This is a genomic window from Metabacillus sp. cB07, assembly GCF_016839225.1.
GTDB lineage: Bacteria > Bacillota > Bacilli > Bacillales > Bacillaceae > Bacillus_P > Bacillus_P indicus.
The window spans coordinates 2658153-2681674 of record NZ_CP069296.1; the positions used below are offsets into that span (position 1 = coordinate 2658153).

The following is a 23522-nucleotide window of genomic DNA, read 5'->3' on the forward strand; positions in this document are numbered from 1 at the left end:
GTCACGCAGTCTAATTGCACGAAAAAAGCAGCCAATGGCTGCTTTTTATCGTTCAATCGTAAAAAATCCTAACACCTCACATACTTCCGCTTAAAACCAAGCCGTCCTTTACCCAGTTCTTTTTGAATCGTTTCGAAAGCGTTCAGAGCAGTGCTTTTTTTCGTGTCCCGCCTAATTTCAACTGTTCCTATCGCCTTAGCAGTCTCAACTGCTTTTTCACTCAGCGGCACATATGAAATACCGACAGTATAAACAAATTGATTCATGGCATATTTCGCTCGTTCCGGCGAATCATGAATGGTGTTTTTAACCTCATCAAGCATCTCAGCAATCTTGCTCTCGGAAAATTCATGGTCCTTGCGGTTTCCAAGCAGCCAGCAGTAGCAGCTCCAGCCTGCAGACATTTTTAACTCTTCCCCGCTAGCAATCCACTTATCTGCCACATCCTGCGCAATATCTGATTCTGATAATGTCACTGCCACAACATAGTCCGAAATCATATAAAAATATGCTGCATCGATCCAGCGGTCAAAATCCTCTTCTGTCATGGCTTTTGGATCTGCAATAATCCCGGCAAAATACATCGCATCATAATTCCCTGTGGCATACAGCTCTTCTGCGAGTACCTGATTGATTTTAATTTGCTTGGCAATTGGTTTCATCGCTCCAGTTGCCACACCAAAAAGAGGTCCGTGAGCACCGTTTGACAGGTAGATTTTCTTGGTCCGTTCCTTGCCGAGCGCTTCAAGCTCCTGCATAACCGTTTTGGCATCCATTGTTTTTGCACGTCCTTTCATATCTTTAAACGATTCTATTTGAGTTTTTGTTCGAGCAAAAATTTATGTTCATTCACTAAATTTAATAGAGAAAATTCATTGTTTTGTATTCTCTTTGTTATTCGATGAGCTTCATACCAGGCCAGTTCATAAAGCTCCTGATCAATATCTCCCTGCTTCCGGGCTTCTTCCAGCTCTTCTGTATCCAACCGAAACCATTCTCCCGATGTAAGGAGCACAATGAATTATTCCCAATCATTCCTATGATTTGATATAAATGAAAGGTCTTTTTGATAATGTTCAAGATGGCCTTCTTCGATCATTTTCTGAAAAGCAAGATGACCTTCACCTGCTTCTCTTTCAATCGTTTTGCACAAGCCTTCGATACGCAGCAGAACGATATCCAGAACATCTTCTTCAAACGTCTTTCCGTATGAATCAAAGAACAAGTTTATTCTCCGCTTAATCCTGCTGGCATGCTCCGATGCTTGATAATAAACCTTCTCACCTGTTTCAGAAAGATAAAATCTGCTTAGCGGAACGCATGTATAAAGAGTGTACGCAATGTCCCAAATTCGCGGACCAGGTCCGGCGACATCAAAATCAATGATTCCGATTGGACGCTGGTTATTAAAAATGATGTTATATACCGCAAAATCATTATGACAGAGTACTTCATACGGCTGAGGAGTGTTATCAAGCGGTTTCCAGCTGTTGTCGAATGGAAAATCACTGACAGCATCATGATAGAGCCTGAGCATTTCAGCTGTTTCTTGCAACACCGCATCTGACCACATGTACTTTTTCAGCGGATAATGACCGGCTTCGCCTTCAATAAAGGTTAGAATCTCTCTTCCTTTTTCATCCATGCCAAGATATTTGGGAGCATACTTAAACTCTTTGTCTTCCAGATGTTTTAGTAGTGAATGAATCTTTCTGCTATTTGGCTTGCATTCCCGTCTTACTGTCTGTCCTGAGCGGTATACACTGGACACGTTGCCTCCAGTGAGCAATTCTTCGTTTGAAAGATTGGACATATTCTAAACAACTCCCTATATTTGGCGGCTGATTATTTGGCTCCATTGAACACCAGATCGGCTCTTTTATGAGGTTCTTGCACTTCCATATATTTATCTTCAGAAATCATCCAATTCTTTTCCCACATTTCACGAGCATCTTCCCCATTTCTTTCAATTCCCCGGGAAAGCCTCATTTCTTTTGGACAATCCACCCATATTCTATAATCATATTTATCAGCGAGCTCATTTCGTATTGAATAAACACCTTCAACAATCACAATACCTTGCGCAGGTACAAGAAGATAATCAGCCAATGTGTCTAATACCCAATCATACCTTTGGTACATCCCGTCTTTCCCCTGACTAATCGGTTCAAGTACTTGATGCAAAAGGCGGGTCCAGTCGAAATCAACTCCCACAGGCTTGTCTGCAGGATGGTTTTTATCTATCAGCGAGCTTGGAAAATAGAAATCATCCATATGCACAATCGTTACATCGTCCAAGCATCTCTTCATTTCATCTGCCAGTGTGCTTTTCCCTGATCCTCCGCATCCGTCGATTCCAATAAGAAAAGTTTGCTGCTTGCCAGAATTTTCACGAACTGCTTCAATAAATTCAGTAAAAGAATGATAGTGTCCCCTCACCACACTAAAGTTCTTCATTTTTTCAGCTCCAGTTTTCCTGCTGTAAAAATTCACGCCCCAAAAAAAGATTGCTTCATTTTTATGATCATGAAATCAGCTTTTTACTCTCATTAAGATCGTCCATAGAAAATCTTCCAATCAAAATTTATGATGAAAAACAGGTTCCCACTTCCAGTTTGCGTTAATAGTTTTTAAAAAATCATTTATCTCATTCGGCGATAAATCTTTTTCACCAGTCGTCTTTTTACAGTAGGACACAAGAGACCAGGTGTCACAGAACTGTTCTACTGGGGAATTCCATTTTACATTCATGACATAATCCTCTTCATTCAATCTGACTTCAAGTAATAATATATTTCCGTGGAGGACAAAATTTTTCATATTCATTGGAAGACACCTCCCTTGAATCTCTTTTTCCACCCGAATTTCCCAACAAAAAACCTACTTCCTCCTCCCAATATAAAGCAAATGCGAAGATATCCCCAAAATAGAAGGATCCGACGCTTTTTCTTTGATTAACTCGATTATTTTCTGAACTTCTTCCTCCCCTTTTTCATGCCAGTAATTCCAGTTTTCTTTTGATAAAATAGCACCCGCATTAGACCCGATTAATTCAAGCGTTTCAAACCCATGGGTCTCCATAAAGGGTTTAATGTCGGCAATCTCAAAATAATAAGCACCTGTGAACCGGCCCTTATCAGTGTGATCAAAGCAGCCGGTTTGCGAGAACTGAGTGATGCTGCCCATGTTATCGTTCGGTCTCCAGTTGTCGGGAAACAAGAGGGACGTGAGGATGTGCCTGATTCTAGGCATAAAAGCTACAAACACTAAGCCAGCCTGCTTTGTTACGCGGTATAACTCCCTTACGGCTTTGAGCCGGTCGTTTTCTTCCTGCAGATGATACATGGGGCCAAGCATTAAGGCTGAGTCAAACTGCTCATCTCCTAACATGTTCAAATCTCTAGCATCTGCCGCGTGGAAACCTTCAAACTGCCCGGCTAAATGGAGTTCTTCAGCTTTATCCTCAGCTATCTTTACCAGCCTCGGAGTTAAATCGGTCAGCGTCACGCTATATCCATCTGCAGCCAGCGCCATAGAATATTTTCCTGGTCCCGCGCCATTGTCAAGAATGTGTCCGGTACTCGGCAGGTATTTTTTTATATAATGCCAGTTCACTTGGAATTCGACCGGCTCCCGTTCAAGCCGGCCCCATTCGTCAAAGGTATTGTAATAGCTGATTATGTCACTCATATTTCACCTTTTTTCTATAAGGATGGTGGATAATCTTCTAAAAAATCACTCATATACTCTACTAACTCACTCTCAACATCTTCAACCGATTCATCAATCAACTCACCACTTATAGTACTCCCAGGAATCTTCTTTGAGGTAGAGATTCCTAAAAAAGACCGATGGCACTCCCATATTATAATTGTATGTAAATCAATAAGTTCTCCGTTTTCTTCAGAAACGCCAATCGATACAGAAGAACTGTAGTCAGGTGTAAAAGGGTCGTTTCCTTCTTTATAGAACTCGCCATGCAGATCAAGTTTCTTTTCTGCAAAAACAGGCTTATTTTTGACCAGCAACCTTTCTATCAGTCTCTTCATTGCCGTTTCAGTCGTTATGATAGTAGATAATAAAGCTTCTGAAAAATCCTTTTGGTGAACTTTCATCTCACTCACCCGCTTAGCTTTAGATTTGAGCGATGCTGCATTTCCATTTTATCACAGCTGGACAAAACACAATATAAAAACAGGATGCGAAACAAGCATCCTGTGAACCAGTTTATTATGCTACAGAAAACACCCGTTTTCTCCAGTCATTCTCATCTTTTCTGACACTCCGGGCAGTAATACAGCCGCCTGGACGAAGCGATGATTTTCAGAATTTCCGTTCCGTCTTTGCGGCAGGGCCTCCCCTCCCGGTTGAATACCCAGTGACGGTACTGGGATCTCTTTTCACCCTGTTTTTTTAGTTTTTCGGCAAGCTCCAGGTCGTTTGTGATTCCTTTGTGCCTGTAGGACTGGACTGTGATGCTGATGATGGCTTCAGCAGCTGCGCGGAGCTGTTCCTCTGTACAGTCGACGGGACGCATGTCCGGGTGGATTTCTGCCGTATACAGGATTTCGCTTCGCAGGTAGTTTCCGATTCCGGCGACAAATCCCTGATCTAAAAGAAGGGCTGACCATCTTCTCCGGAAAAAGCGCTTGTCCATGAAACGGTAAAAAAGATCCTCCGGAGTAATGTCGTCGTTCAGGACATCAGGACCTGCCTTGCAGATGAACGGATGCGCCGGCACTTCACTGTCCCTGAGAACCTCAATGTCAGAGGCACTGTACAAAAGAGCCGACTTTTTCTCGTTATGGATGGCGAGTCTGAGGATCCGGTTGGTTTTGGGATATGTATAGGCATTGCGGACGACCCATTTTCCGTACAGCTGATTGTGGGAATAGATGGTGTAGCCGTTGTTGAAGCGGATCAGCATGGCTTTGCCCTTTGTCTCGACTTTTTCTACACGTGCTCCTTCAAACTGAGGTTCATAATCTTTTAGATGGTCAAATGCAAAGGACACCTCTCCTACCGGAAGCGGAAGAAGAGCTTTTTCAATCTGGTCGGCTGCACGCCGGATTTCCGGTCCCTCTGGCATTCAGCAGCACTCCTTTCTTCTTTGTAAAATATCTTTTGTCATGAAGTGTACCCTCATGCAGCGGCCTTCAAAACCAGTCAATATGCAGGCAAAAAAAAGAAGCCTTCAGAGCTTCAGCATTAAAATCCTTTTTTATTCAGAACAATGACACTGTTTTTCAGCGTTTTCACGCCTTCAGGCATCAGATCTTTCTGCTGGTAATACCAGAGGATTTTATCCTGGAGATTATGTTTTTGCGCTACTTCCTGTTCAAGCATGACACCGATTTCAAGGGTGCGTGCCGGTGCTCCGTTTATATTAACTTCAAGTGACCCTTCGGCATCGGATATAAGGCCGTAAATCATGGAATTATCATACACATGGTAATCGATGAGTTTTTGATCAGCCTTCATTTCCTGCTGGGGGCTTGCTGATATTGCGCCAGTCTTCCACCCGTAAATACCTTGTTTCATAAATGCCGTACCGAGCTGATCGTTTTCATCAATGAAGAAATAGAGGGCTTCGTCGTTGATATTGTAGGCTGGAATGATGACTTCCATATCCTGCTTCGTCTGTTTGAGAGCTTCAAGGGGTTCGTCGTAGGAGTGAGATATTTCTGTCATGGACCAGATCACAAATGCCAGGCCAAAACAAATGAACAAGCCTAAATAAATGCGGTATTTATTCATCCTATTCCCCCTTCTCTTTCTGTCTTCTTACCTTTTTATATTCTAGGTCTTTGTGCTGTATTCCTTTTGAGTCAAGAAGAAATCATATGAGGGATTTCGCTAATTCCAGGCAAGAAAAAAGGAACTTCATCAAATTCCGATGAGTTCCCTGTGAATTCTTACTTTGTTTCGCGGTGCACCGTTACTTTTTTAAGGCGCGGAGAATATTTTTTCAGCTCCAGACGGTCAGGATTGTTGCGCTTGTTCTTAGTTGTAATGTAATTGCGGTCCCCTGACTCTGTGCATTGAAGTGTAACGTTGACTCTCATGATTGTTCCTCCTAAAAATTAAAACGTAATAGTTACGATTTGATAAGAACATTCTATCTTCTCTGCCCTAAGTTGTCAACTCCATATCCGGCAAATCTTTGTTTCTCCATCATTTAATTCAATGTGGAAAACATCCGGATTGCTCATCTTCATCATGTGGTCATATCCATAGCTTTCTTCAAAGTATCTAAGCAAAAGCGCAGAAAGATTTCCATGACTGACTAAAACGATGTGCCCCTCTTCAGCTGAAAGCAGATCGCCAAGCAGCGAGCTTACCCGCTTCATGCCTGACTCATTTGATTCACCTCCATCGAAAGAAAGGGTAAAATCAGCAAACGTTTCCTTCAATTTTCCTTTCCAGTCTGCCATATCTGTTCCGCTCATAACCCGTTCTGACAGTCTGTCGTCCCGTTCAATCTCAAGTCCTCGCGCAGTAGCTAGGGGCTCAGCGGTTTGAAGGGCACGGCGAAACGGACTGGAGAGAATCCGGTCTATTTTCTTCCCTTCGAAAAAAGAAACAAGCTTTTCAGCATGCTGAAACCCCGCTTCGGTCAGAGAGGCCGAAACCTCCTGACCGTGAGCCTGGCAGTGGCGGACCAAATAGAGGTGCTTAGCTGTCATGTCTCTCCACCTCAAAACAAGAAAAATCTTCAGCAACAGAAGTATTCGGGAAAATAGCGGATGCTTCGCTTAGAAGAGTATGCTGATCCTCATTCTGATACCGGGCGCTGATATGTGTCAGAATCAATTTTTTCACTCCTGCATTCAAAGCAGCTCTGGCGGCCTGAGTCGTTGAAGAATGAAAATACTCATACGCGAGCTGTTCATCATCCTTGCCGAAGGTGGATTCATGAACAAGGAGGTCGGCATTTACTGCGAGCTCCTCTACTTGAGGGCATGTTCTTGTATCACCAAGGATCGTAACGACTCTTCCTTTTTTAGGTGCGCCGAGAAAATCCTGTCCGTGCAGGGTTCGTCCGTCCTCAAGCGTGACCGATCCCCCCTCTTTCAGTTTCTTGTAGAGAGGTCCGGGCTGAACACCCGCTTCTTTCAGCTTATCGACCATGAGCATGCCGGGCAGATCCTTTTCCGTGATCCGGTAGCCGTAGGATGGAACGCCATGGGAAAGCCTTTTGGCCTCTACTTTAAACTGACTGTCTTCAAAAACAGTCCCGTCTTCAAATTCCACAATTTCAAGCGGATACTTCAAATGCGTATAACTCAATTTCAAAGAGACTTCCACAAAGTCTTTTATGCCGGGTGGACCATAAATGACAAGTGGTTCTTCCCCTCCCTGAAACGAGCGGCTTCCTAGCAGACCCGGAAGTCCGTATATATGATCTCCGTGCATATGGGTGATGAAAATCTTCTCTATTTTTCTCGGTTTAATGCTCGTATGTAAAATCTGATGCTGCGTGGCCTCCCCGCAGTCAAACAGCCACACCGCCTGCCGCTCCTCAAGCAGCCGCAGCGCAACCGACGTAACATTTCTCGCTTTTGCCGGCATACCGGCACCTGTCCCCAAAAACAGCAAATCCATGAAGCTTCACCTCATCCGCATTCTAGTACCTCTAGAATACATGAAAACGGGGAAAAGTTGAAGATTGGAAAGAGATTAGATGGGGAAAGACATCAGTGCTACACCATTTTTTTGAAACTTACCTGTTCTTTATTCGTATAATTACTGGCAAACAAAAACGGAGGAGGAACATCGGTGAAAGCCCTAACAAAAAAACGGACAAAAGCGATTCTGATAGACTTGGCCATCTCAAGCGCTGTGACAGCTGGAGTTGAGTATTTCCTGCGCAAAAAAGTAAAAAGCGAAGCCGTACATACGCTGATCACACCGACTATCGTCATGTGGACACTTGAGTACGCACAGCTGCGCAAAAGCGGTCAAACCGTCGGCTACAAGAAAATGGGGCTTGTCCTTGAAAATGAGGATGGTTCACAACCGGCTTCCGGGCAAATTATCAAGCGCATGGCCTACAGGGATACATTGAGTACACTTGATTACATAAAAAGCCGGAAAACGTTCGAAGCCGAAGAAGGAGCCGTCCTGCCGCATGATTGCTTTTCGGGGACAGCAGTTCGGGAAGTATAGAAAAAAACAATAAGATCGGTCCATAACCATGCGGACCGATCTTTTCACTCATGCATTCTATTATTTTTTGAAATGACAGTAAACATCCCCGTCATGTTCGGTGAATAATCTTTAAAGTCATATTTTTCATAGAACGGTCCTTTCCCCTGCGAAGCAAACAAACCCACAAACGCCTTATCCGGAGCATTCTGATTCAAGTATTCTGTCAGCATGTTCATCATTTCTTTACCAATACCGCTTTTTTGATAGTCAGGATGAACCACCAGATCTTGAATATAGAAATAGATTGCGCCATCTCCAACAATTCTGCCCATACCTATTATTCGGTCTTGATCTTTTACGGTAACCCCGAAAATAGAATTCTTTAAAGATGTTTCCGCGACTTCAAAATTCATATGCTCGGTCCAGCCCGCCGATTCGCACAGGTATTTGTATTCTTCGAGTGTCGGACAGTTTTTTTCATACGTATATTTTTTCAATATTTATCCTCCCATACATCATTAGTTCAATCAACTATGCTTCTAAATTATATTTTGCTGCTTCCGCGATAAACCCATAAAAAAGCAGTATGCTATAATTTGGTTATTCACCAACTATATTAACATACAGGGGTAACTACTATGACAAGCATACAAGATATTTTCAAACTGGATTTCGCCTATCTGGAAACCTTCACTACCCGGACAGACACCAATTGGGGAGCCATATTCTGCAACGAAAATCAGCCTTCCTATTACGATGCAAATCATGCTCATATCGATCAGGTTTGTGAGCAGCCTCAACTAGTGATAGATGAGGTCTTAGATTTCTACCAATCAAAGAAAATCATTCCGAGGTTTTATATCTACAACCTGGAAGCTCAACAGGATTTGGTCAACCTCCTGAGGATGAATCATTTTGGATTTGAAGAATTAATCAGCCCTGTTCAATTGTGGGATCAAATCATTCCGGAAAAAGAAATGGATCAGGCAGTTTCGATTGAAGTGGTCACTAAGGACAATTATTCCGAAGCATTGGACATAGAGTGCAGCATTACCGAATTTGGAGGCAAAGCAGTAAGGGAAAAGGCTTTTGAAGAAGAATATAACCATCCAAGCTTTGTACACTATATTCTCCGCTATAATGGGGAAGCCTGTGCAACAGCCTGTCTTTTCATCAGTGGTCAGCAGGCAAGGATGGAAAGCGTAGCCACTCTGAAAGAATACAGGGGCAGAGGTTTAATCGGCGAACTGATTCATTACATACAAAGAGAGGTCGCCAGACAGGGCCTGGAAAAGCTGGGTATTTCCGATTAACGAAAAAATTGAAAAAGTGTATCAGAAATATGGGTTTAAGACTGTTGCTAAACTGAAAACAGGACATGCTTTCTTGGGTGGAAGAAGTATTAAAGACATCCAAGGATAATGCATTTAGAATGCACTAGCCTCCGTATACTTTTCATCACCAAGCGCTTTCCTATAACAAGGATCAGCGCTTTTTTGCATTTCATGCAGCATCCGAAGGTTTAAGATGTTTTTTCACTTAAATCAATTACCTATTTTCCATTATTACTGTCACCACAATAGTGGATGACACATAGCATAAGACAAATAGTGTAAGTCATACAGTATGTAAAAACGAGGTGGGTGAATGAGCACTTTATTGAATTCTTTATCTACAGAGCTTAGGAGAGGAACGCTGACATTGGCCGTTTTAAGTCAATTGCGGACACCCCAGTATGGATATTCACTTGTTCAGTTATTGGAGGATTCAGGCATTACCATCGATCAAAGCACCTTATATCCATTGCTCCGCCGTTTAGAAAAACAGGAATTAGTCACGAGCAGCTGGGACACAACCGAGAGCAGGCCCCGCAAATATTACGTATTAAGCGATTACGGACTGGAAATCTTTTTGACTCTGAAACAAGAATGGCTAAAAAATACGAAAGAACTTTATCGCTTGGTAAAAGGAGAGAACGAAGATGAATGTGATTGAGGTTTATATATATGAAGTCACTCGCAGGCTGCCTGAAAAAAACCGCCAGGATATTGCCCTTGAGCTGCGGTCAACGATTGAGGATATGCTGCCTGCTGATCACACTGAAGAAGATGCCTATTCGGTTCTTGAAAAATTAGGGAATCCTGCAGCACTTGCCAGCGGATACCGGGATCAGCCAATGCACCTAATTGGACCGCGCTATTTTGATGTATATGTCTCTTTATTGAAAATGATCTTGCCTATTGCTGCTGCTATATCCCTGATTTCTGTTATCGCAGAAAATTTTATAGGGTTTCCCCGCGGAGAAACAATCATTGATGCGGTTTTAACTATAACTGGCTTTGGAATTGGGAAAATGATCGAAGTAAGTATCCACACCTTTTTCTGGCTTACTCTTGTTTTCGTGATTATTGAAAGAACAGATAAAGGAAAAGACCAGCAGCCATTATCCGCAAGTTTGAAAAAATGGACACCTGATGATCTGAGGAACATTCCTTATATCCCCAAGAAAAAAGCCATTACAAAACCCGAAATATTTGGATATTTGATGTGGACGGCGATTTGGGCAGCCCTTTACTTTCATGCCAATGAACTTCTGGGTATCTATGAAGGCGGCAATGAGGGACTCAAATTCCTAATTCCAGCCTTGAATCAAGAAGTATTGCTTCAGTATTGGCCAATCGTTCTCGTCATCATTGCCCTCGAAATAGCGTTATCTCTATACAAACTAATCATAGGACAATGGACAAAAAGAATGGCTCTCTTTACTGCTGCTCTTGAACTTATCGGAACAGTTGTATTCCTTGTCATAGTAAGTAATCCAAAGGTAATGAACCAAGAATTTATTGCGTATATGAGCCGTTTATTTAACACTACAGATTTGCAATTTCAAGCATGGCTTGTTGGAAGCGTCATAATCATCTTTCTATTTTCTGCGGCATTCAATGTGTTCAATGGATTTCGCAAGGCTAGAATTCGTTAATTAGGTGTGGGCATGATTGGCTAGAATTGTGAAGTTGTTTTATGTAAGGAACTTCCAACTTAGAAGTTCCTTTGTTTTTTAATAAAAAACTTCAACTAAATTCCTTTAGTACACATAAAAACGATACGCCAGCCATCTGGATCTTCAATCGTAACACCAGATTCTTTCCAGTAAGGATTTTCAGGTTCGACCGTTTTGTAGCCCATCGTTTTCAAATGGCTGTGTAAACGCTGAATCTCATCTTTATTAGGAATATAGAAAACAAGTAAATTATCTTTTGTTGGAGCAGGACACGGACTTCCATCTATATGCTGCGTAAATTCCAAATGGTACGATGCATCAGGAATACCAAACATCACCCCGTCATAGCCTTCATGATTTTGAAATTGCCCGATTTGTTTCAACCCTAACCCTTCTCCATAAAACCGAACGATTTCCTTTAATTTGTTTGTTGGTCTAGCTACACGAACTTGTACATAATTCATTTCAATCTCTCCTTACAATAACAATTCACCAAATGAGAAATTTCTCCTTATTTCGGCTGGTATCATAAGCTTACTTGTTTTAAGAAGGAAATGCTTCAGTTGTTTGGAGGAATGATTATACTACTTTTGATGTACTTTGGGACGTGCTCGACAAAATAAGAAGCCTATTCCATTTGGCAAAAGATTTAATTGAAAGGTGTAAACCGCTAAACATTAACGCCCAGAAACAACAAAAAAAACTCCAGATCAAAATGGAGTTCTCTCGCTTCGGAATTCCCAATAAGTTCCTTAACTAAATAACACCTTATTAACAAATTCCGTTTTAGCTTCTGTATATCTCTCACGGTCATCATTAAATTCTTGCGCTAACTGACTTTTCATTACAGCGTATTCATTTGCCAGATGTGCGTCAGTTCTTAATTTATCTCTAAATGCAAGTAGTTTTTCCCAGCGTTCTTCGCCTTTTTGCATCAACTGTAAATGTGCTACTCGTTTGTCGTTTTTCACTTTTACGAAAAACCTTCTCCACGGCTTTTTGTCTAATTTAGGAGGTACATAATGCCAATGGTGTAAAGCTAGGGTTTCCGCTATTTCTCTGATAAGTTCCAATGATGGAACAGAGGCCATTAAGTCGATAATTGGTTTGGCGGGCAAATTAGAAATTGCAGTACTGCCAATATGCTCTACTTGTTTTACATTAAAAGCTGAAAGTACATTATGAAGCTCTTCTCTTTCCCGAATACCTTTTTCCTTCCAATCAGGGTCTGGCTTAACTATCTCAATTCTTTCAAATGCCCACACTGGAATGTTGTTATGCTCATTACCATTGTCCACTAACTCTATCCCCCTCGCCTAATTTCCCACTATGAAAAGGCGATCCATTTGCTGCAGCCGCTCCCTAATTTGAAATAGTACTTACCTTGCTTCCATGCCAAAATTTGGCGTTTTCGAAGTATGCTTCTTTCATTACTTCCTTTCCTGTACGGCAAAATAATGATCTTCATCATCGGCAAAGTTGAACAGTTTTCCGGACGGTAAGTCTACAATCTCACCGACCTTCACACCTTTATTCTTTAAGTCATCATACAAACGGTCCACGTTGTCTGTAAAGAACATGAGAGAAGGAGTACCGAGATTCAATTCAGGTTCCATTTGAGCAATGAAGTCTTTATTATGTAGCACGATACTTGTTCCTCCCGCTTTAGGAGCTACTTCAATCCATCTCATGCCTTGTTTGTTATCTTCTTCTGCAATGACGGTAAAACCTATTTTTTCCACCCAAAAATTCTTCGCTTGATCTTGATCTTTAACATATACCATCACTTGACCCAGACTTTTCATCATTTTCTTCACTCCATTTAGTTAAGTTAAATGCTATTTGCCAGATAATACACTACTAATTATTAATTCGAGAAAGATGCTCATGAATCCTTCACCGATCAGAAATGAGCCGCCTCCCATTATTAAAGAAATCTCGCGATGTTTCCTTACTATTCCTTTTTAAATCTATAGCCTACGCCCCAAATGGTTTCAATCAATTTAGGCACAGATGGATCCTGCTCAATCTTCTCCCGGATTTTCCTGATGTGCACAGTGACCGTCGTAATGTCTCCAAGAGAGTCATATCCCCAGATCCTCTCGAATAGGTGTTCCTTCGTGAAGACCCTTTCAGGATGAGTCGCCATGAACACCAATAAATCGAACTCTTTTGCGGTAAATGTTTTTTCTTCATGATCGACGTATACTCTCCGGGAATCGAGATCCACCCTCAAGTTTTTAATCTCAATTTCATTTTTCAGGGAATCCCGCTTGATTAACCGGTCATATCTTGAAGTATGCGCTTTTACTCGAGCAACCAGTTCACTTGGTGTGAAGGGCTTTACAATATAATCATCTGCCCCGCGGTCGAAGCCCCTGATTTTATCAATGTCTTCTTTTCTGGCGGTCACCATGAGAATCGGAATATCCAGAAGGTCCCGAAGTTTTTTGCATAACTCGAGCCCATCCATCCCCGGCAGCATTAAATCAAGCAATATGAGATTGTACGAATGAGTCCTTGCCATACGCAGCCCTTCCTCCCCGTTCAAAGCGATATCGCTGTCAAATCCATTCACTTCTAAATAATCCCTTTCCAGTTCAGCAATATCCGTCTCGTCTTCAATTATCAATATTTTCTTCACGCTGATTCACCTTTTTCAGTGTAAAATAAATACTCGTTCCCACTCCCGGTTCACTCTCTGCCCAAATTTCCCCTCCGTGTTTTTCAATGATTTTCTTTGCTATAGACAGTCCCAGACCGGTGCCCCCAGTAGAAGAATTTCTCGATTCATCTGTCCGGTAGAAGCTGTCAAAAATATGGTCAATATCCTTTTTCCGGATACCGCTCCCATTATCTTTGATTTCGACCTGAACTTCCTTGTCCTTTCCAATCAGGATGATCTGAATGTTTTTCACAGATTTATCCATATACTTCAGACTGTTTTGACTGATATTCATGACGACCCTGTTTAATTTTTCCCTGTCCGCTTCCACGATATAAGATTGAAGAGGATCATAGATCAGAACCGCTTTCCCCTGTTCCTGTTCAAGAGTTAACGAAAGTTCCTCAATGAAATCATGAAAATAATCGTCCAGTTTAACGTTTTCAAACGCAAATGGAATTTCTTCAAGGTCCAGCTTGGAATAGAGAAACAGTTCATCAATGAGAACATCCATCTCATGAGCGTTTTTTTCAATTTTGGAAAGATAGCGGTTCAGTTTCTCTGGAGTGCCCGCCACTCCATCCTGAATACCGCTCACATAACCCTTTATCGAGGTTAAGGGAGTCTTTAGATCATGCGAAATGCTGGCTATGAGCTCCTGTCTGCTCAGCTCGTACTGTTGTTGAACCGCTGCCGCTTTCTTTAGTTTCAACCGCATGTCTTCAAAGGTATTGGACAGCTGCCCCAATTCATGCTTCCGATCTGAAGCACAGCTGTGATCAAGATCGCCTTCACTGATCTTTTTAGCCGTCTCGGATAATCTCTCAATTGGATTAAGGATACTCCTGGAAATAGAATAGGTCAGAATGCCACTGGTGATGGCCAGTATCACAATCATTGCTGCGAAACGAAAGGTTTGAAAGACTTGCATGTCCTCCCCTTCCGGCTTTCTTCCGAGCACATAAAAAAACAAATACCCGGCAGCGAGTTCGACAATGATTAAAGCAAGAATCGGGATGACAACCATACCGATATTAGATAATATCAGTCTTTTCTTTATGGACACCTCCACGTCACCTCCTCTTTCACACTCATATTTTCAGTGTAAGTATCGGTAAAGCCGGACGCTGCTCCACTTTCACAAAATTGGACTGTCCGGCACCGTTTATATGATTTAGTTATTTCCTTTTGCTGTCATAAAACGATCAAACTTAATAAATCCTACGAAAATGAACAGTGATCCAAATATATTGCACATAACCCTGAACCAATGCACAATCTTAAATTCCTTCACCGTTTGCTTTAGAAATTCTGCAGAATGAACGTCAGCACCTTCAATAAACATAATCTCATTCCGCGGCCACTCAAAAAGAATGGAAGCTGCCCCTTCTAATAGGATTGCCAGCAGGCTGAAGAGTACCCACTTTCTTGCCGGTTTCACTCTCCACACAAAAATCCCTGCCAGAACACCAGTCAGAATACTCGCAAACCCCAATGGAGGAAAATAAGTATGGGGACTAGCGACTTCCATCCAATCCATCGTTGATTCCAATGTTTCCGGTACGTTATGAAAAATATTCGGATAGACCATAAACGTATTAAGCAAGATGCCCCCCAACATGATCCACTGAATCCAAAGGTGAGATAAAACCGAGTAATAACCTGATTTTTTTGCCATGCGAAAAACTCCTTTTCAATCAATAGTTTTCGTCGCCTTATCGGCTGACTAGAACTCATTGTAAGGAACAATTCGAAATGATTTCTTATGTAGTTATTAAATAATTCTTAAATGCATAAATGATAAAATGCAATGATGGTTCACCTTCTACTACAGTTCCAAAGAAATATTTCGATTCTATTTTCACCTGCTGCTGAATTTCAGGAATACCTTGTGACCAGCCAAAAACAATCCAGGCTTTAGAGCGTCCAGCATTCGTGCTGCTCCAAGCAAAGCAAAAAGGATCTGGAAGCTTACTTTCAGATCCTGTCCATATTTAAGCTTTGAATTCCTTTGTTTTCAAATCAAAACCTTATGTATTTATCAGTTAGTTCTACCTAATTATTCATTCGTTTGTTAACTTCAATCGTAATGAACTCCGGCAAATAATTGGGAGTACATCCCTTAGATACCATTTCATCTTTGTAAAGACCCGTTTTCTCACCAAGTTTAATACAACGTGCTCGATACTTTTCATCATAAATGCCTATCCAGCCTGCGGTGAAATTCATAGCCCATTGAACTTCCGGCTCTTCCTGCGCAATAGCAGCTTCTATTGCAGATAGTAACTCTGCAGTGTTATCAGGCGGTGTCTGTCCAGTCCATCTCAATCGCGCTTGATAATACCAGAAAGCTCGCCTTTGAAGAGCAGAAGGACTATTTACCCATGACTCCATCAATGCAATGTTCTTCTTGTCTTTAGTGAGCTGATTGGCCATTAACCAATCCATTAAGTTATTTCTCTCATCAAAGGTGTGAATCTGCATATCCTTATCAAGCTTATTTAACACATCTTGCGAAAGAAGTTTTTTGTCCATAAGTAAGATTGCCAATAGTCTGGGCAAAAACTCTCCGGTTGCCCAAAGTTCCATAGCTAGTTCGTGATCTTTTTTAATGTCCTTCGCGATTTTTCGCAAGTCGCCTAGCTTAGTTTTAGTATTGATTTGAGAGAGAATGTTTTCTGCTTTTGATGAGCGTTTTAATTCTGTATCTTTTTTTTCATTCATTATATACAACTCCTTTATTAAAGCAATGTTTCATAATATGTCCTTTACGTGATCGATCAAGAACTTAAAGTCATTAAAAAACTTATTACAGGATGTAGCTCCAAAGTTTACCTTTTTTAATATAGTAGCATTTATAGGATTAACCTCTCTAATGTAGTAATAACATTTACATACTTATAATTGGATAAAAATTTTTCAATTTCTGAAAGTAACAAACAAGATTAATTAAAGTTCCATCAATTATTGTTGTAAATACATGGTACTATTAGAAATAACTATCATACATTGAAGCTGAAAAGGAGTGTTACTAGTGGAGCGGTTAGTCTTCTTTTATAAAAAGTGTATAGTCGTAGTCATTTCTGCTATGATGTATACTTTCTATGCTTATACAGAAGGTTTTACAAATGTTGAATTGAATCCATCTATTTTGTTTTCAAGTATCATTTTCTTTTCCATCTGCATAATTGGCTGTACAGCCTATGGGCTTCCAATTTCCGTCCTTGCAGAGCTTATTACTAAGAAGATATCTTATAATTTTGTACGCGCTTTTACTTCGGGAATCCTACATTTGTTAGGAGGGTTTTTGTTTTACTTTATCAGTGAAGATCTTACGTACTACTCTGTTCAGTGCTCAATCGTGTTTTTTCTAACAGACGAAGGGTTGAGAGTGCTTGAAAAAAGATATTCGCACATTTGTTTGAAGGGTTGGGATTAAGTATTCTTATTCATATTTTGGACGTTTTGCATAAAAAACGGCCAAACTGCAGAAGATACAACATACCTTATACTAACTCATTAATTTTTTTAATTCCGTCAAAACAAAATTTTCACGGTGTATCCATACGTTCTGCTCACATTGTTTTAAAATCATTTGGTTTTGTTCCATCGCATCTTCAAGCTTTACCCATTTAGGCGTATATTCTTGTTCAGACTCGTAATCATCTAACTGTTGTACAACGACCTTCTCGTCTGTTAATTCACAAAGATAATAATGTGAAGTCATTTGAAAGATAGCATCATTATCATAGTCATCTAAAAGTCTTTCAATGACAATGCCCATTTTGTCTCCAACTAAACCGTTGAGATAGCCTGTCTCTTCTGCGACCTCACGCATTAGAGCTTCTGCATGACTTTCATTCTTATCTACTCCACCACCTGGAAATTTATAGTCTCCAAGATTTGAATGAACCATAAGGATCTTATTGTTTTGAATAATTACAGCCCTGACCGCTTCTCTGTTGTTTATCCTAACTTTTTTATCATCAATCTCCTGAATTCCTAACATTTCATTAAAAATGATAATCCCTCCATCCTGTAAAAGTGAAATACGTCTCTTAGTAAGAATCCTTTTGGAGGAACCACTCTGGTTGGACCCTCCTGAACTGCCCCCGATTGTTGAAGATTAAACTCTTTCAATCCCTTCTCCGGAAACAACAAAGTGAGGGCTTTTCTCTTTTGAACTAAAAAACCTCCAATGCTCACTATCCTCATCGTCTTCTGAACTATCTGGAAATACTTCTAACTTATAACCATTTGATAAAATAACTGTAAATCCCCCGAAATCATCTACTGCAATTTCTTCTACGATTATTTGTTCATTATCATTGATAAAAGATTTTATCCGTTCATCAAAGCGATTGTTCCCTTGAATGTCCCAATCGAAATCTTCGATAAGGCCGTCCCACTTCGAGTTTGGAGAATAGAAATCGCGAGCAGCTATAACAATTTTGTTATCGAATGTAATCCGCCATGAACATTGTACATGTAATGCATATTCTGCTGTTTCTTCTATCTGACCTCTCCTCATAATTTGAACCATTTCACCAAACCCCAGCCAAAATAGGTTGGAGGCCCTTCCTGCATACTGTAATTTCAAACCTATTGTTTTTCCTAGTTCCATTTCTATTGCTGTACGCATTCATACTCTCCTTGTTCTATATATAGCACAAATATACTTTACTGTAATGAACACCTTTAGAAGAATAACATCTGTCCTTTAGTAATTTTGAGGAATAAATATCACCCTACATTTTGAACCCAAATTTTCTTTTACCTTTTCAGTAAGGTTTTGCCCGATTGCATTATGTTTATTAGCTGGTATTTTTTTATATTGATCAATCCACTCAAATAAGTCATTCTTAAGATCATCCTGCAATGAAAATTCATCAATATCAAGATTCCATCCACATGTGGTGCACCAAATTGGATCAGCCACATTGTCCGCTTCAAGTTTATATGAATTCGTCAATTTGCATTTACAAACATTTTTCAACATCAAAAGCCAGCTCCCAAAAATGAAGTGTTTTATCTATTTTTAATTTTCTCATATCCAATTCCTCAAGATGAAAGAACTAGAACATTGTTTAGCTGACAACTTCCATAGTTCTATATGATTTAACTGTTTTGCTTGATGAGTTTACACAGATAACCAACTATGTATTCTCTTCTTGTTAGTTCTTTGAGATCCTGATTCTCAGATAAATTATCTATTCCCTTTGAAATTACATTCCATAGTTCTGTATTCTCATATTCTTTATAAGGATGTTCCATAGTATCTCCTCTTTTGCAATTACTCTGTGCAGCAAATGAACAGGATTGATTAATAATGGATCGTCGGGTACGTTAAATATCGCTGCTATTCGTATCAAGTGAGTAATCACCCGATATGTAGTTTGAGATTTTTCCAGGCGAATTAAATCGATTACTTTTAGTAAATACCGTAATTCCGACCTCTTCCACATCGACAAATGTCTCAACTTTATTTATATCAACATTACTAAAGAAAACCCTGGGTTGTTTATTCCATTTTCTTGAGGGTATTAATTCCTGCTCTACTAAACTTGTGCCATGAAAAATAAAGACACTAAGTCCATTACTGACTAATTCTGATGCTAATTCACCTAAAAGTTCCACTTTATTTTGAGATTCAACTTTGATAATAGCCCCATCTGCAGAAAACTCAAAAAAAGGAATATTATTCTCAATTAAAGTCTCTTTTTCATATCCAAAAATTATTGATTCGAAAACAAAGAAAATTGGGAAACTGAACATTTTTTGTACTAGGGTTATGATAAAATCATCCGACATTTCAGTAACTCCAATTGTTACTGATACAAATGTATTTTTGGGAAAATCATAACTATTTACTATACTTTGATGTGAATATTGCACAAAATATTCTTTTTTCAGTTTAACCCCTCCTTCTTGAGTCTAACTAAAAACATCAGATACTTTAAGTGTAATGGTTTCTGTCGCTTTTGTACTCACATAATTTAAAGGAATGAAAGAAAAGGTACCTGATTTACCCTATAAACAAAAAAAATTCACCGGTGAGTTCAACAAAATGTTAGTCGCCACCAATGTGAATTTCACTTATTTCACTTTTAGAAATAACATCAATAAAAGCTTCGTATTCTGCGAGGTAAAATACAGGAATAAAAACCTTGTAATTAATCAGGTCTGATATGAGATTGGATAATCTCTCTCCTGAAAAGTTTTCATCTGTAAGGTAATAATCACTTAATTTCCTAAGTTCCAAGTAACTGCGCCAGGTTTTTTTAGAATGAAAAATCTCACTATGGAGCTCTTCTGAGACTTCAAATATAGTCTTTAGTCTACATCCGTCACGATTATATAGAACCACATCAAATCCCATACATTATCACCTTGTTTTCTTGGTTAATCCTGTTAAATCTTTGTTTTCTTCATAAAGAATTCAATAAAAGAAGCGATTATCCCTTGTTGGAAAAAATCGCTTCCGATAATAATAAATTATTTTTTCTTTCTTATTAAGTCGATCAAATAGTATGTTTGTGAGATCAAAAAAGAAATTAAAATGATTATTATAAGACCTACTGTATAGACTGCCTCTTCCGCAGAATTACGCCGGCCATAAATATTGAACCAAATATCATGTAAAGTGCAAAAACTACCATGATCGTTAAAAAGAAAATACTAATATACTTTGACATAGTACCTCTCCTGTCCTATGCAGAAGTTTTCATCGTTTAATTATAATGGGACAGCGTTTTAGGACAAACGCCTTGAATGTTGCTGCAAGTTACTGCATTCGAACCTTCTTAACCAAATATCCACTGGTATCCAATATAAATGGCAATTAATCCAAAGACTATAAATCCACCAACAGTAGGGCTGCCGTAAACCGTACGGTTCCAGCCATCAAATGTGTTAATTTTGCTTTTTTCTTTATCATCTTTTTTCATTCTAAAATCCCCCTATAAGCAATCTACCTCTTACGAGTATTGTGACGATTATTTTCTCAGAAAAATTTCTTCCTTTTCACCGTTCCATTCCACAAAAATGATTGCTGAAGTTGTTTTTATGACATTTATATTATTTAAATCGCTGCCCTTTAAATGTCCTTTTTCATCTAATTCTATTCCGCTGCCACCAAATCCTCCGGCATTAGTGTCGACCTCATAGGAGATATTACCTGCAGAATCTAGATCATTGCCCTTGAATAGGAGGTTTACATATTGATCTACAATATTGTTATCATTATGAATTATCTTTAATTCAGCTTCCCAGTTGTCTGATTCCCCAGTGAAAACAGTCGTATTTGGAGAACAGGCAGCTAATAAGAAAATCATCAGTGCAGTCATTACTTTTGTAATCACACGCAACACAAGCATACCCCCTTTAAAGATGCACCATTAATGTATATACGGTAGTTCAATCTTTAAGTTTCACTATTCAGATAATTTTTCAATTGACAATGCCTTATTGCGTTAAAAGAAAAGGTAAACCATGTTTGCTGCAAATACTTGAGCTTGTAAAATAAAATCTGCTTGTTTCTTAATCTAGATAAACAAGGATAATTTACTGGTCTAATGTCTAATGAAGAAATTTATTGAATATATATATACATTGATTGGGGGAAAACTATATGCGGCAATTAACTGGGGCAGTTTACATATCGTTTGGAATTTTATTTTACATTATAGGTGTACCAGACGACTTAAGCTGGATTACATTCTTTTTCATTCTAATAGGATTAATATATTTGTTCCTAGATTTTAGGGATTTTGTAAAAAAGAAATTGGAAGGTGGATAATTCCTAATGGGAGTTAATCCAAATGGAGGAGGTTAAAGATGAACAGTGATATAATATTTGCTCTTTTTCCGATCATAACTATTTTGTTTTATATAGCTCCCTTTGTATTTGTTATTTGGTTTCTCTTAAAATTTCTAAAAATACAACAAGAAAAAAATCAGATTTTAAGAAAGATTTCGGATAAATTGGATAACGACTGAAAGAGTAGACTGCTCTTTCTTTTTTTATTTCCCTCTAAATTATTCGTATTCAATGATTGCCCCGAATGGTTAAAAAGATTATTATTTGGGATACAAACATCAAGGGAAGAACTCAAAATCGCTTAAAGTATTAATTTAAAAAACTTTTGAAATAAACATTATTAATAATATCGTTGTCATTTTGAATAAGGTCAAGGAGTGTTGAAATTGTTTCAAAAAGTTGAAGTCCATAATTGGATTATAGAAGTGGATGTTGACGCAACTAAAAAGCAATACAATAATAATTGGATATTATGCCAATGCTTAGATTGTTTAAACTTTTATGAAGTTATGAAATCATCATCTAATTTAGAGTTGAAATTTCTAAATAGTCTAGGTATTACTCCTTCTAAGTGTGTTCACTTATCTGAGTTTGGGCCTAATGAAAAGGGTCTTCACTTATACAGCGGGTGCTACCATATCGTCGGCAGAATCATCGAGGGAATACCTGTGAACACCAACAGTTGGAATGATATCAATGTATCTAAAATAGGTCATTTCACTTTTGTTCTTTCAAACGATCTACATTTTGTTCCTAATGGATTTGCAAGTCCCACTCTTCAGATCGATTTTGATATAGAAATACCTTGGGTTCTTAAAGAATCGCAATGATTTCGTGCAGCAAACCTTTATCATTGGATTCCCCGGATCAGTCTTCTGCAACTGCTTAACACTTTTATATGAGATAACTAATCAGAAATTAATCCTGTTTAGTCATACTGCTTTAACAATTATCCTACCATTTCCAGCAATAGTAATCTTGCTTTTTCAAAACTCATAAGTTCTTTATGAAAATCTGGATATTTGCTGACCGATTCCTCTAAAAAGGAGTATTGAGGGTATAAAGAGAAGAAATCTTTATCAAGAAAACCCCTTTGAAATTCAGGAATTTTCTTATTGTCTAATACATAAGAAAAACTGCCTGCTATTACCATAATAAATTCATTAAAATCCCCAGTAAAACATTCTTCAGAAAGCTGTTCCTTGAAATCTTCTTCAATTTCTCCTATATCATCAGGGAACTCATTTCTTAGTTCCGTATCGAAAAGAATTTTTAGTTTATTGATTAGTTCTTTTCTCATTAATTAGCTCCTTGCCATTTAGCTGTGTTCTTACGTTAAACTGCTCTATTCCTAGTAAGAAAAAGCGTATTATTTTGCTGCAATTATTTAATAAAGAGTTTATTTTAAACGTCAATACTGTCTATATAAGGATTTGCATACAAATCAAAATCAAATTCAGCTTTTATACGATTTGCGAATTCAATTTGTTCAATATCAAGATATAAACCAGGTGTGTCCCCATTTTCCATAACAATTACGATAAATATTTTACATTCCAGCTTATACTTCGCTTCTAACTGGTTAATTATAGAGGTTTTATTTTTTAATGGTTCTAAAATCTGATCCATTTGTTCCTTTACATCATATGATTCTTGATAGTCCGTACCCAATTCCCAGGCTGTTTCTTTTCGAAAAATGGTTTTCATTGAAATACCTTTTTGTTTAAAAGACCTTTCAATGACATCACCCTTTTTATAGGATTCGGTTGGTACAACCCCCAATGATTCAGTCACGTAAGCTATAGGAAACTCATCTCCAAACAAGCTAAAACAAACCTTTACTTTGGTCATATCCAATTACAATTTCCCTTCTAATTAGTTCGCAC

Annotated in this window: 34 protein-coding genes and 1 pseudogene; 5 read left to right on the forward strand and 30 right to left on the reverse strand. The window is 39.0% G+C overall.

Annotation, left to right across the window (positions count from 1 at the left end; translation table 11 throughout):
• Window positions 1–68 precede the first annotated feature (68 nt).
• From JOJ89_RS13560 to rnz, 12 genes are all read right to left on the reverse strand, one after another.
• On the reverse strand, window positions 69–776 hold the full coding sequence (locus tag JOJ89_RS13560) for a DNA alkylation repair protein (protein ID WP_203290350.1): 708 nt from the start codon (window positions 774–776) through the stop codon (window positions 69–71).
• Between the two features lie 35 nt (window positions 777–811).
• On the reverse strand, window positions 812–1015 hold the full coding sequence (locus JOJ89_RS13565; protein WP_481825259.1) for a DUF402 domain-containing protein: 204 nt from the start codon (window positions 1013–1015) through the stop codon (window positions 812–814).
• Window positions 1016–1021: 6 nt separating this feature from the next.
• Complete coding sequence (locus tag JOJ89_RS13570; protein WP_203287849.1) at window positions 1022–1813, reverse strand: phosphotransferase; 792 nt, start codon at window positions 1811–1813, stop codon at window positions 1022–1024.
• 32 nt (window positions 1814–1845) lie between these two features.
• Window positions 1846–2457 carry a uridine kinase family protein gene (locus JOJ89_RS13575; RefSeq protein ID WP_203287851.1) on the reverse strand — a complete coding sequence of 204 codons (612 nt, stop codon included), beginning with the start codon at window positions 2455–2457 and terminating at the stop codon, window positions 1846–1848.
• Between the two features lie 120 nt (window positions 2458–2577).
• Window positions 2578–2826, reverse strand: coding sequence for a hypothetical protein (locus JOJ89_RS13580; RefSeq protein WP_203287853.1), 249 nt, complete (start codon window positions 2824–2826; stop codon window positions 2578–2580).
• A gap of 54 nt (window positions 2827–2880) precedes the next feature.
• On the reverse strand, window positions 2881–3690 hold the full coding sequence (locus JOJ89_RS13585; RefSeq protein ID WP_203287855.1) for a class I SAM-dependent methyltransferase: 810 nt from the start codon (window positions 3688–3690) through the stop codon (window positions 2881–2883).
• A gap of 14 nt (window positions 3691–3704) precedes the next feature.
• Window positions 3705–4115 (reverse strand): hypothetical protein, encoded by a 411-nt coding sequence (locus tag JOJ89_RS13590; RefSeq protein WP_203287857.1) that lies wholly within the window; start codon window positions 4113–4115, stop codon window positions 3705–3707.
• 152 nt (window positions 4116–4267) lie between these two features.
• On the reverse strand, window positions 4268–5089 hold the full coding sequence (nei, locus tag JOJ89_RS13595; protein ID WP_203287859.1) for an endonuclease VIII: 822 nt from the start codon (window positions 5087–5089) through the stop codon (window positions 4268–4270).
• Window positions 5090–5208: 119 nt separating this feature from the next.
• A complete protein-coding gene (locus JOJ89_RS13600) occupies window positions 5209–5757 on the reverse strand; it encodes a hypothetical protein (RefSeq protein ID WP_203287861.1) in 549 nt (182 codons plus the stop codon).
• A 158-nt stretch (window positions 5758–5915) separates the two neighbouring features.
• Complete coding sequence (gene rpmG, locus JOJ89_RS13605; RefSeq protein WP_029279966.1) at window positions 5916–6065, reverse strand: 50S ribosomal protein L33; 150 nt, start codon at window positions 6063–6065, stop codon at window positions 5916–5918.
• Between the two features lie 75 nt (window positions 6066–6140).
• Window positions 6141–6686 carry a histidine phosphatase family protein gene (locus JOJ89_RS13610; protein WP_203287863.1) on the reverse strand — a complete coding sequence of 182 codons (546 nt, stop codon included), beginning with the start codon at window positions 6684–6686 and terminating at the stop codon, window positions 6141–6143.
• Complete coding sequence (rnz, locus tag JOJ89_RS13615) at window positions 6676–7605, reverse strand: ribonuclease Z (RefSeq protein WP_203287865.1); 930 nt, start codon at window positions 7603–7605, stop codon at window positions 6676–6678. Before rnz ends, JOJ89_RS13610 begins: the two co-directional genes overlap by 11 nt.
• 174 nt (window positions 7606–7779) lie before the next feature.
• Between rnz and JOJ89_RS13620 the strand changes: the two genes are divergently transcribed.
• Window positions 7780–8169 carry an RDD family protein gene (locus JOJ89_RS13620; RefSeq protein WP_203287867.1) on the forward strand — a complete coding sequence of 130 codons (390 nt, stop codon included), beginning with the start codon at window positions 7780–7782 and terminating at the stop codon, window positions 8167–8169.
• A gap of 44 nt (window positions 8170–8213) precedes the next feature.
• Here JOJ89_RS13620 and JOJ89_RS13625 read toward each other — a convergent pair whose 3' ends face one another.
• Window positions 8214–8648: a GNAT family N-acetyltransferase gene (locus JOJ89_RS13625; RefSeq protein ID WP_035206954.1), complete on the reverse strand. Its 435-nt coding sequence runs from the start codon at window positions 8646–8648 to the stop codon at window positions 8214–8216.
• A gap of 141 nt (window positions 8649–8789) precedes the next feature.
• Here JOJ89_RS13625 and JOJ89_RS13630 point away from each other — a divergent pair.
• The 3 genes and pseudogenes from JOJ89_RS13630 to JOJ89_RS13640 all read left to right on the forward strand — a co-directional run bounded on the left by JOJ89_RS13630 (window position 8790) and on the right by JOJ89_RS13640 (window position 11131).
• Window positions 8790–9573: pseudogene (locus JOJ89_RS13630) on the forward strand (GNAT family N-acetyltransferase).
• A gap of 225 nt (window positions 9574–9798) precedes the next feature.
• Window positions 9799–10146: a PadR family transcriptional regulator gene (locus tag JOJ89_RS13635; protein ID WP_203287869.1), complete on the forward strand. Its 348-nt coding sequence runs from the start codon at window positions 9799–9801 to the stop codon at window positions 10144–10146.
• On the forward strand, window positions 10133–11131 hold the full coding sequence (locus tag JOJ89_RS13640) for a hypothetical protein (protein WP_203287871.1): 999 nt from the start codon (window positions 10133–10135) through the stop codon (window positions 11129–11131). The genes JOJ89_RS13635 and JOJ89_RS13640 overlap by 14 nt, the downstream gene beginning before the upstream one ends.
• A 95-nt stretch (window positions 11132–11226) precedes the next feature.
• Here the strand turns inward: JOJ89_RS13640 and JOJ89_RS13645 are convergent, their stop codons facing one another.
• The 15 genes from JOJ89_RS13645 to JOJ89_RS13715 form a co-directional block, all read right to left on the reverse strand.
• Window positions 11227–11616, reverse strand: a complete 390-nt coding sequence (locus JOJ89_RS13645; RefSeq protein ID WP_203287873.1) for a VOC family protein — start codon at window positions 11614–11616, stop codon at window positions 11227–11229.
• A gap of 288 nt (window positions 11617–11904) precedes the next feature.
• Window positions 11905–12450, reverse strand: a complete 546-nt coding sequence (locus tag JOJ89_RS13650; protein ID WP_035206960.1) for a GrpB family protein — start codon at window positions 12448–12450, stop codon at window positions 11905–11907.
• Between the two features lie 132 nt (window positions 12451–12582).
• The gene (locus JOJ89_RS13655) at window positions 12583–12960 is read right to left on the reverse strand and encodes a VOC family protein (protein ID WP_203287875.1); all 378 of its coding nucleotides are present in this window, start codon (window positions 12958–12960) and stop codon (window positions 12583–12585) included.
• 146 nt (window positions 12961–13106) lie between these two features.
• On the reverse strand, window positions 13107–13796 hold the full coding sequence (locus tag JOJ89_RS13660) for a response regulator transcription factor (RefSeq protein WP_203287877.1): 690 nt from the start codon (window positions 13794–13796) through the stop codon (window positions 13107–13109).
• Complete coding sequence (locus JOJ89_RS13665; RefSeq protein ID WP_203287879.1) at window positions 13774–14883, reverse strand: sensor histidine kinase; 1110 nt, start codon at window positions 14881–14883, stop codon at window positions 13774–13776. Before JOJ89_RS13665 ends, JOJ89_RS13660 begins: the two co-directional genes overlap by 23 nt.
• 108 nt (window positions 14884–14991) lie before the next feature.
• Window positions 14992–15495 (reverse strand): hypothetical protein, encoded by a 504-nt coding sequence (locus tag JOJ89_RS13670; RefSeq protein ID WP_203287880.1) that lies wholly within the window; start codon window positions 15493–15495, stop codon window positions 14992–14994.
• 377 nt (window positions 15496–15872) lie between these two features.
• A complete protein-coding gene (locus JOJ89_RS13675; protein WP_203287882.1) occupies window positions 15873–16541 on the reverse strand; it encodes a DNA alkylation repair protein in 669 nt (222 codons plus the stop codon).
• Window positions 16542–17328: 787 nt separating this feature from the next.
• Window positions 17329–17826 carry an NUDIX hydrolase gene (locus JOJ89_RS13680; protein ID WP_203287884.1) on the reverse strand — a complete coding sequence of 166 codons (498 nt, stop codon included), beginning with the start codon at window positions 17824–17826 and terminating at the stop codon, window positions 17329–17331.
• Window positions 17827–17943: 117 nt separating this feature from the next.
• On the reverse strand, window positions 17944–18459 hold the full coding sequence (locus JOJ89_RS13685) for a hypothetical protein (RefSeq protein WP_203287886.1): 516 nt from the start codon (window positions 18457–18459) through the stop codon (window positions 17944–17946).
• A gap of 78 nt (window positions 18460–18537) precedes the next feature.
• A complete protein-coding gene (locus JOJ89_RS13690; protein WP_203287888.1) occupies window positions 18538–18816 on the reverse strand; it encodes a hypothetical protein in 279 nt (92 codons plus the stop codon).
• 119 nt (window positions 18817–18935) lie between these two features.
• The gene (locus JOJ89_RS13695) at window positions 18936–19091 is read right to left on the reverse strand and encodes a hypothetical protein (protein ID WP_203287890.1); all 156 of its coding nucleotides are present in this window, start codon (window positions 19089–19091) and stop codon (window positions 18936–18938) included.
• Window positions 19092–19163: 72 nt separating this feature from the next.
• On the reverse strand, window positions 19164–19628 hold the full coding sequence (locus tag JOJ89_RS13700; protein WP_242524612.1) for a hypothetical protein: 465 nt from the start codon (window positions 19626–19628) through the stop codon (window positions 19164–19166).
• Window positions 19629–19887: 259 nt separating this feature from the next.
• A complete protein-coding gene (locus JOJ89_RS13705; protein WP_203287892.1) occupies window positions 19888–20196 on the reverse strand; it encodes a hypothetical protein in 309 nt (102 codons plus the stop codon).
• Between the two features lie 424 nt (window positions 20197–20620).
• On the reverse strand, window positions 20621–20764 hold the full coding sequence (locus tag JOJ89_RS13710; protein WP_203287894.1) for a hypothetical protein: 144 nt from the start codon (window positions 20762–20764) through the stop codon (window positions 20621–20623).
• Window positions 20765–20812: 48 nt separating this feature from the next.
• A complete protein-coding gene (locus JOJ89_RS13715; protein WP_203287896.1) occupies window positions 20813–21184 on the reverse strand; it encodes a hypothetical protein in 372 nt (123 codons plus the stop codon).
• An 838-nt stretch (window positions 21185–22022) separates the two neighbouring features.
• Here JOJ89_RS13715 and JOJ89_RS13720 point away from each other — a divergent pair.
• Window positions 22023–22466 carry a hypothetical protein gene (locus tag JOJ89_RS13720; RefSeq protein ID WP_203287898.1) on the forward strand — a complete coding sequence of 148 codons (444 nt, stop codon included), beginning with the start codon at window positions 22023–22025 and terminating at the stop codon, window positions 22464–22466.
• Window positions 22467–22585: 119 nt separating this feature from the next.
• On the opposite strand, the gene JOJ89_RS13725 is transcribed toward JOJ89_RS13720, so the two are convergent.
• The gene (locus JOJ89_RS13725) at window positions 22586–22936 is read right to left on the reverse strand and encodes a YxiJ family protein (RefSeq protein ID WP_203287900.1); all 351 of its coding nucleotides are present in this window, start codon (window positions 22934–22936) and stop codon (window positions 22586–22588) included.
• A gap of 104 nt (window positions 22937–23040) precedes the next feature.
• Window positions 23041–23493 (reverse strand): DUF4279 domain-containing protein, encoded by a 453-nt coding sequence (locus tag JOJ89_RS13730; protein WP_203287902.1) that lies wholly within the window; start codon window positions 23491–23493, stop codon window positions 23041–23043.
• Window positions 23494–23522 lie beyond the last annotated feature (29 nt).